The 14,040-nt window shown below is 61.4% G+C and carries 15 protein-coding genes and 1 tRNA gene; 12 read left to right on the forward strand and 4 right to left on the reverse strand.

The annotated features are described in order from the left end of the window. Positions 1–2 precede the first annotated feature (2 nt). From RQP55_RS05815 to RQP55_RS05840, 6 genes are all read left to right on the forward strand, one after another. Positions 3–821 (forward strand): inositol monophosphatase family protein, encoded by an 819-nt coding sequence (locus RQP55_RS05815; RefSeq protein ID WP_315609239.1) that lies wholly within the window; start codon positions 3–5, stop codon positions 819–821. A 63-nt stretch (positions 822–884) separates the two neighbouring features. Next, positions 885–968 (forward strand) — tRNA-Leu (locus RQP55_RS05820). Positions 969–1,117: 149 nt separating this feature from the next. Then, a complete protein-coding gene (locus RQP55_RS05825) occupies positions 1,118–2,455 on the forward strand; it encodes an amidohydrolase (protein WP_315609240.1) in 1,338 nt (445 codons plus the stop codon). Positions 2,456–2,603: 148 nt separating this feature from the next. Continuing rightward, complete coding sequence (locus RQP55_RS05830) at positions 2,604–3,029, forward strand: rubrerythrin family protein (protein WP_315609241.1); 426 nt, start codon at positions 2,604–2,606, stop codon at positions 3,027–3,029. 66 nt (positions 3,030–3,095) lie between these two features. Continuing rightward, positions 3,096–4,421: a heterodisulfide reductase-related iron-sulfur binding cluster gene (locus RQP55_RS05835; protein ID WP_315609242.1), complete on the forward strand. Its 1,326-nt coding sequence runs from the start codon at positions 3,096–3,098 to the stop codon at positions 4,419–4,421. 5 nt (positions 4,422–4,426) lie between these two features. Beyond that, positions 4,427–5,023 carry a DUF3501 family protein gene (locus tag RQP55_RS05840; protein WP_315609243.1) on the forward strand — a complete coding sequence of 199 codons (597 nt, stop codon included), beginning with the start codon at positions 4,427–4,429 and terminating at the stop codon, positions 5,021–5,023. Positions 5,024–5,026: 3 nt separating this feature from the next. Here RQP55_RS05840 and RQP55_RS05845 read toward each other — a convergent pair whose 3' ends face one another. The 3 genes from RQP55_RS05845 to RQP55_RS05855 all read right to left on the reverse strand — a co-directional run bounded on the left by RQP55_RS05845 (position 5,027) and on the right by RQP55_RS05855 (position 7,509). Further along, a complete protein-coding gene (locus tag RQP55_RS05845) occupies positions 5,027–5,578 on the reverse strand; it encodes a hypothetical protein (RefSeq protein ID WP_315609244.1) in 552 nt (183 codons plus the stop codon). A gap of 127 nt (positions 5,579–5,705) precedes the next feature. Further along, positions 5,706–5,882: a hypothetical protein gene (locus tag RQP55_RS05850; RefSeq protein ID WP_315609302.1), complete on the reverse strand. Its 177-nt coding sequence runs from the start codon at positions 5,880–5,882 to the stop codon at positions 5,706–5,708. Between the two features lie 40 nt (positions 5,883–5,922). Then, the gene (locus RQP55_RS05855) at positions 5,923–7,509 is read right to left on the reverse strand and encodes an isocitrate lyase (protein WP_315609245.1); all 1,587 of its coding nucleotides are present in this window, start codon (positions 7,507–7,509) and stop codon (positions 5,923–5,925) included. 144 nt (positions 7,510–7,653) lie between these two features. Here RQP55_RS05855 and RQP55_RS05860 point away from each other — a divergent pair, with 144 nt between their 5' ends. From RQP55_RS05860 to RQP55_RS05885, 6 genes are all read left to right on the forward strand, one after another. After that, on the forward strand, positions 7,654–9,045 hold the full coding sequence (locus tag RQP55_RS05860) for a short-chain fatty acyl-CoA regulator family protein (protein WP_315609246.1): 1,392 nt from the start codon (positions 7,654–7,656) through the stop codon (positions 9,043–9,045). Positions 9,046–9,120: 75 nt separating this feature from the next. Then, a complete protein-coding gene (locus RQP55_RS05865; protein ID WP_315609247.1) occupies positions 9,121–9,480 on the forward strand; it encodes a hypothetical protein in 360 nt (119 codons plus the stop codon). Next, complete coding sequence (locus RQP55_RS05870; RefSeq protein ID WP_315609248.1) at positions 9,444–10,235, forward strand: hypothetical protein; 792 nt, start codon at positions 9,444–9,446, stop codon at positions 10,233–10,235. The genes RQP55_RS05865 and RQP55_RS05870 overlap by 37 nt, the downstream gene beginning before the upstream one ends. A gap of 28 nt (positions 10,236–10,263) precedes the next feature. Continuing rightward, positions 10,264–10,884, forward strand: coding sequence for a hypothetical protein (locus RQP55_RS05875; RefSeq protein WP_315609249.1), 621 nt, complete (start codon positions 10,264–10,266; stop codon positions 10,882–10,884). Positions 10,885–10,964: 80 nt separating this feature from the next. Beyond that, complete coding sequence (locus tag RQP55_RS05880) at positions 10,965–12,023, forward strand: CaiB/BaiF CoA-transferase family protein (protein WP_315609250.1); 1,059 nt, start codon at positions 10,965–10,967, stop codon at positions 12,021–12,023. Between the two features lie 25 nt (positions 12,024–12,048). Continuing rightward, positions 12,049–12,978, forward strand: coding sequence for a bile acid:sodium symporter family protein (locus tag RQP55_RS05885; RefSeq protein ID WP_315609251.1), 930 nt, complete (start codon positions 12,049–12,051; stop codon positions 12,976–12,978). On the opposite strand, the gene RQP55_RS05890 is transcribed toward RQP55_RS05885, so the two are convergent. Then, complete coding sequence (locus RQP55_RS05890) at positions 12,962–14,032, reverse strand: DUF475 domain-containing protein (RefSeq protein ID WP_410000269.1); 1,071 nt, start codon at positions 14,030–14,032, stop codon at positions 12,962–12,964. The genes RQP55_RS05885 and RQP55_RS05890 overlap by 17 nt on opposite strands. Positions 14,033–14,040 lie beyond the last annotated feature (8 nt).

Below are 14,040 nucleotides of genomic sequence, written 5' to 3' on the forward strand. Positions count from 1 at the left end.
CCATGGCCCTTTCTGGCCTGATGCGCGTGATGGAAAAGGCCGCCCGCAAGGCGGGTGGTCGCTTGCGGCGTGACTTTGGCGAGGTCGAGCACCTCCAGGTCAGCCGCAAGGGCCCGGCGGACTTCGTGTCCAAGGCTGACCAGCACGCCGAGCGCACCCTGTGGGACGAGCTGCGCGCTGCCCGTCCGGGCTGGGGCTTCCTGATGGAAGAAGGCGGTGAGATTGCCGGTGAAGAGGGCAAGCCGCGCTTCATCATCGATCCGCTCGATGGCACCAGCAACTTCCTCCACGGCATTCCCCACTTTGCGATTTCGATCGCGGTGCAGGAGCCGCGACTCGACGGGAAGGGCTGGGGCGAAGTCACCGCTGCGCTGGTTTACCAGCCCGTGACGGACGAGAGCTTCTGGGCGGAAAAGGCCCGCGGTGCCTGGTTGCAGGATCGCCGCCTGCGCGTTTCTTCGCGCCGCCACATGGATGAAAGCTTGATTGCCACAGGCATTCCATTTGCCGGGCGCGGTGACAGTCTGGAATGGACGAAGATCTATGCCGCACTTGCCCCGCAAGTGGCAGGTATCCGTCGCTTTGGTGCGGCCTCGCTTGATCTGGCCTGGGTTGCCGCTGGTCGCTATGATGGCTTCTGGGAAAGCGGGCTTGCCCCATGGGACACGGCGGCGGGCTGCCTGCTGGTGCGCGAAGCGGGCGGTTTCGTGTCCGATTGGCGCGGGGTTTCGCAGCCAATCTGTGACACCCAGGTTCTTGCTGCCAACGATGCGCTGCATTCCAAATTGCACAAAGCGCTGGTTGGTGCGTTGAAAGCTTGATCGAAGCGAACGGATTACTTGAACCCGTGAGGCCGGGCGGCTAAGCCGCGCGGCGTTGCAGGAGCCCCTGTGGCGGAATGGTAGACGCGAACGACTCAAAATCGTTTGTCGAAAGACGTGCCCGTTCGAGTCGGGCCAGGGGCACCATTTCCGGCAAGCAGCCCAACCGGGCCCGCTTTGCTGGCCGAAAACCGGCCAGGCCGACACCCTTCAAGCCAAATTGAAAACGGTCCGGCGAACGAGCGGACAAGCTCTTTGCTTGCTGCTTTGGATCGGGCTGGCTAGGTCTGCGCGCCATGACCAAGATCGTTTCGCGCACAGCCGCTTTCGCCCTGATCCTTTCTGCCCTGGCCGGGGCGCCGGCCGCCGCCCAGACGGACCCGATCCGCGCGCAGGTACAAAGCGAAATGCCGTCGCTGATGGCAATTTACCGCGATCTTCACCAGAACCCGGAGCTGAGCTTCCAGGAAGCCCGCTCGGCCAAGATTATGGCCGATGCTGCACGCAAGGCCGGTTTTGAAGTGACCGAAGGCGTTGGCAAGACCGGCGTGGTTGCCGTGATGCGCAACGGGCCGGGGCCGGTCGTGCTGGTCCGCGCCGATATGGATGCCTTGCCGGTAGAGGAGCAGACCGGACTGGCTTATGCCTCCAAGGCGCGAGGCGTTTCGACGGCCGGGGTCGAAAGCGGGATCATGCATGCCTGCGGTCACGATACGCACATGACCGGCTGGATTGGCGCTGCCCGCGTCCTAGCGGCCAACAAGCACAAGTGGTCGGGCACCCTGGTCATGGTTGGCCAGCCTGCGGAAGAGATCAACCTTGGCGCTCTGGAAATGCTGAAGGATGGGCTGCTGACCCGTTTCCCCAAGCCGGACTATGCCATCGCCTTCCATGACAGCGCCGAACTGGCGTCGGGCGTGGTCGGGGTGAAGGCGGGCTTCGCGCTGGCCAATGGCGATTCGGTTGACATCACGGTCAAGGGGCTGGGCGGCCACGGGGCCTATCCGCACACCACCAAGGACCCGATCGTCCTGGCCAGTGCAATCGTGATGCGGTTGCAAACGCTGGTGAGCCGGGAGAGCAATCCGTTTGAAGCCAGCGTGGTGACGGTTGGTGCGATCCACGGCGGGGCGAAGCACAACATCATCTCCGACGAGGTGAAGCTGCAGTTGACCGTGCGGTCCTATTCGGACAGCTCGCGCAAGCTGCTGCTGGACGGGATCAAGCGGATCGCCAGGGCCGAGGCCATTGCCTCTGGCCTGCCGGAAGACCGGATGCCGGTCATCAAGATTGCCGAACCCTATGCCCGCGCCACCTGGAATACGCCCGAACTGGCTGAGCGGATGCGCGGCGTGTTGACCCAGCGCTTTGGCGCGGATCGTGTGGCCAGCCCGCAACCGTCGATGGCGGGTGAAGACTTTGGCGAGATCGCCCGGGCGGCTGGGCCGAACACCCAATCGCTGATCCTGTGGATCGGCGGGCGTTCAGCGGCCGAGATGGAGGCGGCGGCCAAGGAAGGCAAGCAGCTGCCCGGCCTGCACAGCCCGTTCTGGGCACCCGAGGCGGACAAGGTGATTGCCGCCGGGACCGAGGCGCTGGTGGCTTCGACGCTGGAACTGATGCCGCGCAAGTAGCGCAGCGGCACGTTGATCATGATTGCGAATTATTCGCATTAAGTTGATCGGGTTTGTCGATTACTGGGCGCGGAAATTTCCTTTGGATTTAAAGGGGGCGATTGCGCATTGCGCAAGTGTCACGATTCCCCGCCAAAGGAGACACAACATGGGACTCAAGGGCTCGAAGACCGAGGAAAACCTCAAGGCAGCCTTCGCTGGTGAAAGCCAGGCGAACCGCCGCTACCTGTACTTCGCACAGAAGGCCGACATCGAAGGTCACAACGACGTTGCCGCCGTGTTCCGCTCGACCGCGGAAGGCGAAACCGGCCACGCTCACGGCCACCTCGAATACCTCGAAGAATGCGGCGACCCGGCCACCGGCGAACCGATCGGTGATACTGTTGCCAACCTGAAGGCTTCGATCGCCGGCGAAACCCACGAGTACACCGATATGTACCCGGGCATGGCCAAGACCGCCCGCGACGAAGGTTTCGATGAAATTGCTGACTGGTTCGAAACCCTGGCGAAGGCTGAAAAGAGCCACGCTGGTAAGTTCCAGAAGACGCTCGACACGCTTCTCGCTGACGCGTGATGCATTAGCGCCGCCTCGGGATTGTCCCGGGGCGGCGTTTGATTCTTGAATACAGGGGTTCTCGATATGGAAGGCAGCCTTGAGGCGCCGATCCGCCACGTTATCCCGTGGCAGGATGAAGCCTGGTACGATGAAGCCGCGCTCGATGCCGAGCTGCGCCGCGTCTATGACATCTGTCATGGTTGCCGGCGGTGCTTCAACCTGTGCGACAGCTTTCCGATCCTGTTCGACTCGATTGACGAGAGCCCGAACGAGGAAGTCGAGGACCTGACCAAGCCGCAGCTTCAGGCCGTCGTTGACGCCTGCACGCTGTGTGACATGTGCTTCCTGACCAAGTGCCCCTATGTGCCGCCGCACAGCTTTGACCTGGATTTCCCACACCTTATGCTGCGGGCCCGCGCGATCGAAAACCGCAAGGGTGAAACCTCGCTGGCAGACCGCGAACTCGCGAAGATGACGCGCAACGGCAAGCTGGGTTCAGCCGTTGCCGGGCTTGCCAACTGGGCGACTGACCCGGACAACGGCATGACCCGCGGGCTGATGGAATCGACCCTCGGGATCGATCGCCGTGCTCACGTGCCGACTTTTGCCGAAGTGCCGCTGGTCAACAAGGCCGCCGGTATCATCCCGCAGCCGAACCCGGATGGCCCGGCTTTTGGCAAGAAGGTGGTGCTCTACGCTGGTTGCCATGACAACTTTAACGACGGTACCCCCGGCGAGGCCGCGATCAAGGTGCTGGCGCACAACGGCGTGCAGGTGCGGGTGGAATACCCTGACTGCTGTGCCATGCCGAAGTTCGAGAACGGCGACCTTCCCGCCGTGGCCAGCGCCGCGACCCGCATTTCCGCCTTCTTCCAGCCGCTGATCGAACAGGGCTGGGACATTGTTCCGCTCACCACGTCCTGCGCGTTGATGCTGAAGTTCGAATGGCCGCTGATCGAGCCGGAGAACGAGGCGGTGAAGCTGCTCAGCAAGCACTGCTTTGATGTGTCCGAATATGTCGTGGCGTTGTCGAAGGAGACGGGGCTCGCGCCGATCGAAGCCATGCCGGCGTCGATCGCCGTGCACTTTGCCTGCCACGCCCGCGCCCAGAACATGGGGCCGAAGGCAATGGAAATGCTCAAGCTGATCCCCGAAGCCAAGCCCGCACTGACCGAGCGTTGCTCGGGCCATGGCGGCAAGTGGGGGATATTCAAGGAGAACTTTGATCGCGCTGTAAAGGTGGGCAAGCCCGCCGCGCGAAACCTGTTGAAGAGCGAGCCCGACGTGATTGTCAGCGAATGCCCGCTGGCTGGCCCGCACCTTAAGCAGGTGATCGAAACCACTGGGGCGCAAGCGCCCGACCGCATCGGCCACCCCATCGAGGTGATGGCCCAGGCTTATGGACTGTAAAGATCATGCCACGAAACGCCCGCACCATTACTGCCGATGATATCCTGCCGCTGGATCGCTATGAGCTGATCCGCAATGACAAGAAGCAGGAAGCACTGCTGCGCAAAAAGCTGACCCGTATGGGCGTTGGCCCGCATGCAACGGCACTGTTCGAAACCTGGGATTCGATGTGGCTTCAGGTTCAGGAAATGCTGCGGATTGAAAAGGGCGGCTCGGACCAGCTGGTGGACGAGCTGTCAGCCTATGATCCGATGGTGCCCAAGGGCCGCGAGCTGACCTGCACCCTGCTGTTCGAGATCGAGGATCCGGTGCGCCGCGATGCCTTCCTGCGCACAATCGGTGGGGTTGAGGATCATATCTCGATCCAGGTCGGCGGCCAGGTGATCAAGGCGCGCGCTGAAGGCGATGTTGAACGCACCCGTGAAAGCGATGGCAAGGCTAGCGCGGTTCACTTCCTGCACTTTGATTTCAATGATGCCGCGATTGCCGCCTGGCGGTCGGGCGAGGGCAACGCGATGCTGGTGATTGACCACTCGAACTATGGCCATGCGGCCATCATCAGCGCTGACAGCCGCGAATACCTGGGCCGGGAGTGCTTCTGAGGATTACTCGCCTTCGTTGTACGGTGCGCCCGAGCGCAGGCGTGATGCCGCTTTCAACGCTTCAAGTTCTTCCGGGCTGATCGGGCGGTACTGCTCGCCGGTCTTGCGCTTCTTTTTTTTGGGATCGGCATTGGGCAAGTCTTCTGCGTCCATGCCGGTAACTGTAATGCTCGCGCCGGGTTTTTGGGGCAGGTCCGGCACAAATGGGCCTTCACTGGAAAGGCGTAGTGGGAGGGGAGCCGAGCTATGGTCGCTGGTGCGATCATAGCTGATCACCGTCTCCGGGGGAGATGCCGGTTGATCATCACCCCAGGAGCTGGCCTTCCCAGCGCTATTCGCGATCTTGAAATTGTTCACCAGCGCGCGCGGTCCAAACTTTTCCGCTTCGGTTTTCAGTAGCTGGTTTCGATCCGTAATGGTCTTAATCTGGGCCTTGGCACCCCATTCCTGCTCGTTTGCGAACACGGCGAGCACTGCGGTTAAAGCCAGAGTAACCACGGCAAAATGCTTCAGCAGCTTGGGCGAAATGGGCAGATCTGGTGCAGCGCGGCGCATGGGACCGGCTTAACGCCCAAAAGTTAAAGTCCGATTTTTTTGATATGGTTATGAAACAGTTAACGGCCGCCAGGGTGAAAGGGGCACCCCGACGGCCGTCGTTTCTCCTCCCCAGGAGAATGGAGGCTCAGTTGTAAGTGCCGAGCCGATGGTAGAGCGCGTTGATCCGCGCGATCTCTTCCGGGGCCTCTACGGCCCTGGCGTGGCTGGCCAGGGCTGCCCGGAGCAGCTGGAAGTCCGCCGTCGAAAGCAGTGCGCGGGCGCGCTGCGGTTCGCGGGTTTCGGTAGCGGTCATGGTTGTCATCGTACCTTCTCCTTGCTGCGAGTTACTTGGTTGAGGGGCCTCAGGCCGCGAACTGGTTCATTGTGTTGTGCTCACCGCCGGCCTTGAGTGCGGCTTCACCGGCGAAGTATTCCTTGTGATCGTCACCAATGTCCGAACCGGACATGTTCTGGTGCTTCACGCAGGCAATGCCCTGGCGGATTTCCTGACGCTGCACGCCCTTGACGTAACCCAGCATGCCCTGCTCACCGAAGTATTCCTTCGCCAGGTTATCAGTGCTGAGCGCGGCGGTGTGATAGGTTGGCAGGGTGATCAGGTGGTGGAAGATCCCAGCCTGGGCTGCGGCATCGCGCTGGAAGGTGCGGATGCGTTCATCGGCTTCGGCAGCCAGATCGGTGCCGTCATAATCCACGCTCATCAATTTGGTGCGGTCATAGGCAGACAGGTCGCGGCCTTCCTGCTGCCAGGCATCGAAGACCTGCTGACGGAAGTTGAGCGTCCAATTGAAGCTGGGCGAGTTATTATAGACCAGCTTGGCATTTGGGATGACTTCGCGGATGCGGCTGACCATGCCGCCGATCTGGCCGATGTGCGGCTTTTCGGTTTCGATCCACAGCAGGTCTGCGCCGTTCTGAAGGCTGGTGATGCAATCGAGCACGCAGCGATCCTCGCCGGTTCCGGTGCGGAACTGGAAGAGATTGCTGGGCAGGCGCTTTGGTCGAAGCAGCTTTCCGTCCCGGCTGATCAGAACTTCGCCGTGGGCGATTTCAGTCACTTCGTCGCAATCGAGGAAGCTGTTGTACTGATCGCCGATGTCACCGGCTTCACGGGTGTAGGCGATCTGCTTGGTCAAGCCGGCGCCGAGCGAGTCAGTGCGGGCGACGATGATGCCATCGTCCACGCCCAGTTCCATGAAGGCATACCGGACTGCGCGGATCTTTGCGAGGAAGTCTTCGTGCGGGACGGTAACCTTGCCGTCCTGGTGGCCGCACTGCTTTTCGTCCGAAACCTGGTTTTCGATCTGGATCGCGCAGGCGCCTGCTTCGATCATCTTCTTGGCAAGGAGATAGGTTGCCTCGGCATTGCCGAACCCGGCGTCAATATCGGCGATGATTGGCACCACGTGGGTTTCATAGTTGTCGATCCGGGCCTGGATTGCCTTGGCCGTTACTGCATCGCCGGCCTTGCGGGCATCGTCCAGTTCGCGGAAGATCATGCCCAGTTCGCGCGCGTCGGCCTGGCGCAGGAAGGTGTAGAGTTCCTCGATCAGCGCCGGAACGCTGGTCTTTTCGTGCATCGACTGGTCGGGCAGGGGGCCGAATTCACTGCGCAACGCGGCAATCATCCAGCCCGAGAGGTAAAGGTAACGGCCCTTGGTGGTGCCGAAGTGCTTCTTGATCGAGATGAGCTTCTGCTGCCCGATGAAACCGTGCCAGCAGCCCAGCGACTGCGTGTAGTTCGCCGGATCCGCGTCATAGGCAGCCATGTCGGCGCGCATGATCTTGGCGGTATACTTGGCAATCTCCAGACCAGTCTTGAAACGGTTCTGCAGCTGCATGCGGGCGACCGATTCAGCATCGATCCCATCCCAATTGGCGAAACGGCTGATCTGGGCGTCAGCGGCGGTGATGGTATCGGTGTAGGACACGGGGAACCTCCAAGGGTTTGAACGGCCCCGGCCTAACCCAGTCTATCTGAGTCGCTGTCCAACAAATTACAAAAAAACTTGTCTAACAGCGGATCGAATTCGCCTTATGCTTGCAATATTGTAAATAAAGTTACAAAAGTGGTTATGGCCGAAACCATGCTCCTCGCGGGACCTGCCGTGCGCCGCTTGCGCAAGCGCGAAGGTTTGACCCAGTCAGCAATGGCTGCGCAGCTTGGGATATCCGCGAGTTACCTTAACTTGGTTGAGCGCAACCAGCGCCCGCTGACTGCGCGCCTGCTGGTGCGGCTGGCCGAAGCCTATGATTTTGACCCCCGCAGCCTGCGCCAGGATGAGGCCGTTGGTGGGATTGACGGTCTGCGCCGCCGCTTGGCCGATGCGCGCTTTGCCGATCTGGCGATTGACCGCGATGAGATTGCCGAATGGCTTAGTGCCGCACCCCAGGCCGCGATCGCCTTTGCACGGCTGTTCGATAGCAGCGGCGGCGGTAGCGCATCAGGAGCGGCGGACGAGCCAATGGAGTTGGTGCGGCGTGAGATCGAACGCTGGCGTAACCATTTCCCTGACCTGGATGCTGCAGCTGAGGCGCTGGCGGATGAACTCCGGCTATCCAACCCCGATATGGGAGCCGCACTGACCGAACGGCTGCGTCAGAAGCACCAGCTTGCGGTGCGCACGTTGCCCGTGGAGGTCATGCCTGACGCGTTGCGGCGGCTCGATCTTCATGCCCGCCAGTTGCAGCTTTCAGAGCTGCTCGATCCGGCGTCGCGCAATTTCCAGATCGCACTGCAACTTGCACTGCTGGAACAGCGCGACGAAATCACTGCGATTGCCAATGGCGCGCAGTTTGCGGACCGGGCGGCATGGCGGCTGTTTCGCCGTCACCTGACCGCCTATTTTGCCGCTGCCGTGTTGATGCCCTATGGCCGGCTGATCCGCGCCTGCGAGGCCACGGGCTACGACCTGCCGATCCTGCAGCGCCGCTTTGGCGTGGGATTTGAGCAATTGGCCCACCGACTAACCACGCTGCAACGCGTTGGCCAGCGTGGGCTGCCGTTCTTCATGGCCCGCGTCGACCGGGCGGGGCAATTCTCGAAGCGCTATGCTGGGGCCAGCGGAACGGCGTTGCTTGATAGCGATACCGGTTGCCCTCTCTGGGTTGCGCATCGCGCCTTTGAGCAGACGGGGCAACTGTGCGTGCAGCTTGCCAGCTTTGTTGAACCCAGCGGCACCGCCAGCCAGTGGCTGACCATCGCCCGGACCGTTGAGGGAAGCAGCGCGCCCGGCGCCGAAGGGCCACGATTCGTTGTTGCGCTTGGCATTGAAGCGGGCTTGGCAGGAACCCTGGCGCAGGCGCGGGGGCTTTCACTCGAAACCGCAAATGCAATCCCGATCGGGCCCGGCTGCGCGGGTTGCCACCAAAAGGATTGTGCTCAGCGCTCGCTTCCGCCGCGGGGGGTCGCTTTAGCCTTTGATGAGCGGTCGCGCGGATTGACCCCGTTCGCCTTCGCCGACTGAAGTCGCTGTAAGGTTTACCGACATTTCATAAGTGCCCGTTAAGCAAGCCCGGAGGTTCTCAGGGTTGCAGGGCGAATGATCCGGCTGTTCAAGCATTACATCTCCCATGCGGTATTCCTGGTCGGGGTACTCGATGTGGTTCTGCTTTACCTGGCGGGAGACTTGTCTTGGCGCCTGCGTGCAGAACAGATTGGGATGGATCCAGGCTCGATCGCAGACCGGTTCTGGCAGTTGGCCGGTCAGGCCGGTGTGATGCTTGGCGCGATGATTGCTGTGGGCCAGCGTCAAGCTCAGCCGAACTGGTCGACTGCTTGCGCAATCTGGCCTGGCTGTTTGCAATCTATCGGCTCTTCGCCGTTGATGGCCGGCACAAGAGCCTTGCGGCGGTTCGCCCCCTGTTGCTGGCAGTTGGATTTGTGGAACTTCTGCAGCTGATGTGGTCGCTGCTGTCTATCTTTCAGGCCTATCTCACTCACGGAAATTGGGCGGATATGGCCTTCCAGACTGTGACGCTGTTTCGCATCCTCGTGGCGACAGGCGGTCTTGCTCTGGTCCACAACCTTTACAGTGGTGCAAGTGTCGAGACCCGGCTGGCGCTGCGTTGGCCCGCGCTGGCTTTTGCCATGTTATGGGTGTTCGATCTCAATCATCACACCATCACCTACCTCTTGGCCGACAGTTTGAGCGGGTTGATCGCGATCCGTGGCCTTGGAGCTCTGGGATTTGGGGTGTTGCTGGGAATTGGCCTGAGCCGCGGAAGCGACGCGCTGCGGTTCAGCCCGTCGCGCGCGGTAATGTTTCAATCCGCCTCGCTGATGCTGATTGGTGCCTATCTGGTCTTCATGGTGACGATTGCCCGGTGGCTGGCCTGGATCGGGCAGGAACTGACCGGCGAGTTGCTTTTGGTCTTTGTTGGTGCTGCCGTGATCGCCCTCGCGGTGTTCGCTAGTTCAAGCGGCATAAGGGGCTGGCTGCGGGTTACGCTGACCAAGCACCTATTTCAGCACCGCTATGATTATCGAGAAGAGTGGCTCCGCTTCACCCGGACGATGGCCAGCGTGGAACCGGGGGCCGGGTCATTGCACGAGCGTGTGATCCGGGTGCTGGCCGATATGACAGGCAGTCCTGCTGGCTTGCTGCTCATCAAGACCGAGCACGACGGTCTGGCGCTTGCGGGCCGCTGGCAATGAACGCACAGGCGATCGTGAAACGGCAGGGATGCTGCTTGATCGCGCGGCGACTGCCAACCTTGAACCGCTGCCGATGCGCGAGCGCCCCGATTTCGGCACCAGTTTCGGCTCGTTTGAGTCTTTTGTTGCCGCCGGTGATGCTGCCTTGCTGCAGGGTGGGCATGAAGCCGCTATCATGGCCTATCGACAGGCCGCTGGGTTGCGATATCCCGAATGGCTGATGCTTCGGTTTGCCTATGCTGTCGGGGGTGTGGAAGCTCTGAGCATGGCGGATCGGTACCTTGCGGCATTTCCTGACAGCCTTTTGGCTCCGCGATTGGCCGCTCAGGCTGCTGTGCAGAACAGGGATTGGCACCGGGCCAGCATGCTTTTGGCTAATGCGAACCGGCGCCAAGGACTGAGCGACCCCCGGTTACTGGCCGACTTGGCCCTGGCGCAATTGCAGGGCGGCGATCCGCAAGCGGCGCTCACTTCGGCAACAGCTGCCTATCGCCAGCACCGTTCCAGCCCGGATGCGGCCCATGCGCTGGGATTGGTGCTGTCGAGGCTAGGACCGGATCCGACGCAGGCTGCCAGCTTGCTTAACAAGGCTCAGGCAATCGGCAGCACCAACCCAACGGTCATGCAAGTCAACGAACATCGGGATTAACATCGGGGCGCTTTCCACTCGACAATCCGCACGGCTCTCGCCAAAACTAATCGCGCGATTAAATTTTTGGAGGAAGCGACATGTCTGGGGTTCTGGCTGGGGTTACCGTGATCGAGCTGGCAGGGATCGGCCCGGGGCCATTCTGCGGCATGATGCTGGCCGACCACGGAGCGCGGGTAATCCGGGTCGAGCGCCCTGGAACGGCCAGCCGCTTTGGCGATAGCGGCAATCGTGACATCCTTAATCGCAACCGCGAACGGATCGAGCTTGATCTGAAGGATCCCGCAGCAATCGAACAGCTCAAGGCGCTTGTGAAGACCGCCGATGCCATGATCGAGGGGTATCGCCCCGGCGTAATCGAACGCATGGGGATCGGCCCAGATGTCCTGCTGGAGGTAAATCCCAAGCTGGTGATTGGGCGGATGACCGGTTGGGGCCAGGATGGGCCGATGGCGCCCCTGGCCGGGCATGACATCAATTACATAGCGCTTTCCGGCGCTCTCCACTCCTATGGCCGCAAAGGGGAGAAGCCCAGCTTCCCGGTAAATGCCGTGGGTGACTTTGGCGGCGGCGGCATGATGCTGGCGTTTGGCGTGGTTGCCGCGATCCTCCATGCCCGCTCGGGTGGGCCGGGGCAGGTGGTGGACTGCGCCATGGTTGATGGTGCGGCGATCCTTTCAGCCATGACCTATACCTTCCTGGGCAATGGCCAGTGGCGCGATGAGCGGGGGGTCAACCTGCTCGACAGCGGCACGCACTTCTATGACACTTATGAAACCCGCGACGGCAAGTACATTTCGCTCGGTTCGATCGAGCCGCAGTTCTATGCGCTGCTGCTCGAGAAAACGGGCCTTGCTGGCGATCCGGACTTTGCGCAGCAGATGAACCCGATGAAGTGGGATGAACTCAAGGAGCGGATGACTGCGCTGATCCTAACCAAGACCCGCGACGAATGGTGCGCGATCATGGACGGCACTGACATCTGCTTTGCCCCTGTGCTGAGCCTCAAGGAAGCGCCAAAGCATCCGCACAATGTGGCACGCAGCACCTTCGTGGAGGATGGCGGCATGGTTCAACCAGCTCCGGCACCGCGGTTCTCTGTTACGCCGGCACCGGCTGTAAAGCTGGCCGGGCGCTGATCCCTTGCTTAGCCGCATCGACCCGATGGTGCGGCTGCTCGCGCTGGCGATTGGCCTGGCGCTGGTTTTGCCGGTGCAGGGTGCCGCGAGGGACCTGGCGCAGTTCGTCGCCAACGGGGCAGTTTTCCTGCTGTTCTTCCTCAATGGCCTGCGGCTGCCGCGCGGCGATGTGCGCGCCGGCATGGGCAACCACCGGCTGCTCTGGCCGCTTGTTGGCTGGGTTTTCGGGGCAATGGGGCTGGCCGGCTGGCTACTTTGGCAGGGCGGGCAGGGCTGGATGCCGCATTTGCTTGCCTTGGGATTTCTTTACCTTGGCTGCCTGCCTTCAACCGTGCAGTCGGCTACGGCCTATTCGTCACTGGCGGGTGGCAATGTCGCAAGCTCGGTCGTTGCGGCGGCCTTGCTGAATATCCTCGGCGTCTTCATCACGGCGCCGCTGTTTTCGCTGTTGGCTGGAAGCGGGGCTGCAGAGTTCCGCGCTGAAGGGCTGGTCAAGGTCGTGACGATCCTGCTGATCCCCTTCCTGCTGGGGCAGGCCTTGCAGGGGAAGCTGGGCGCCTGGGTGGCCGGGCATCGCCCACTGGTGACCCGGATGGATCGAACATCGATCGCGATTGCAGTTTATGTCGCCTTTTCGGGTGCTGTCGTGCAGCGGTTCTGGGAACGGATCGATGCGGTAGGCTGGACCTGGCTTGCCGGTGGTACCGCGTTGTTTCTGGTCTTCGGCCATTTCGGGGCCTGGCTGGTTGGCGGCTCGGTCCGGCTCGATCGTGCCAACCGGATCAGCTTCCTGTTTGCCGGTGCCCAGAAAAGCATCGCGATGGGGGCACCGCTGGCAACCGTGCTATTCGCGCCCGCTGCAGCCGGGATCGTGCTGCTGCCGATCCTGCTTTATCATCTGGTTCAGCTGGTGATTGCCGCGCCAATTGCGGCGCGGCTCAATCGGCCCGCATAGCGCTTTCGATTTCGCCGTCCGGATAACGCCGGTTGTGGCGGATCGACCACCACAGCGACAGACCGATCAGCACCGCACCAATCAGCCCAGTGACCGTTTCAGGAATGTGGAACTTGGCCGAAAGCAGCATGATCACGCCCAGGGCGATGATCGCCCAGAAGGCGCCGTGCTCAAGATAGCGATATTCCGCCAGGGTGCCTTGCTTGACCAGGTGGATCGTCATCGAACGCACGAACATCGCGCCGATCGACAGGCCCAGCGCAATGATCACCATGTTGTTGGACAGGGCGAAGGCGCCGATCACGCCGTCGAAGCTGAACGAGGCGTCAAGGATATTGAGGTAGAGGAACCCGCCCAGGCCCGAGCGCACTACCGCGCCCTGCAGTTTCAGCGCTTCTTCGCGCATTTCCAGGATCGTACTGATCGCCTCTACGGCAATAAATGTGACCAGGCCCAGCACGCCCGCAACCATGAAGGTCAGCGCCTCATCTGCCGGCAGCATTCCTGAGATGGCATAGAGAACCAGCAACAGCAGCGCGATTTCGGCAGCCTTGATGTTGGAGACGAGCGAAAGCTTTTCCTCAATCCATTCGATCCAGTGTACGTCCTTTTCGCCATCGAAGAAGAACGACAAGCCAACCATGGCCAGGAAAGCTCCCCCAAAGCCGGCAATCCCGACATGGGCGCTGCTGACTATCCGTTCGTATTCAGCCGGGTTGTTCAGGGAAAGCTGAAGGGCGTCCATCGGCCCAAGTCCTGCGGCAATGGCCACGATGGCCAGCGGGAAGACGATCCGCATTCCGAAGACGGCAATGACCATGCCCCAGGTGAGAAACCGGCGTTGCCAGACATCGTCCATGTCCTTCAAAACCGCCGCGTTCACGACAGCGTTGTCGAACGAGAGCGATACTTCGAGGATCGAGAGGACCAGGATGATCCACAACATCGAGGCGGTCGCGGCAATGTTACCGGTCATGGTCCAGCCGTACCAGACACCAAGCGCCAGACAGGCGAGGGTGAAGAGGATCGAACCTTTATAGAAACGCATCAGCATGGGGGCGT

It is taken from the genome of Novosphingobium sp. APW14 (genome assembly GCF_032337075.1).
In the GTDB taxonomy this organism is placed as follows: domain Bacteria; phylum Pseudomonadota; class Alphaproteobacteria; order Sphingomonadales; family Sphingomonadaceae; genus Novosphingobium.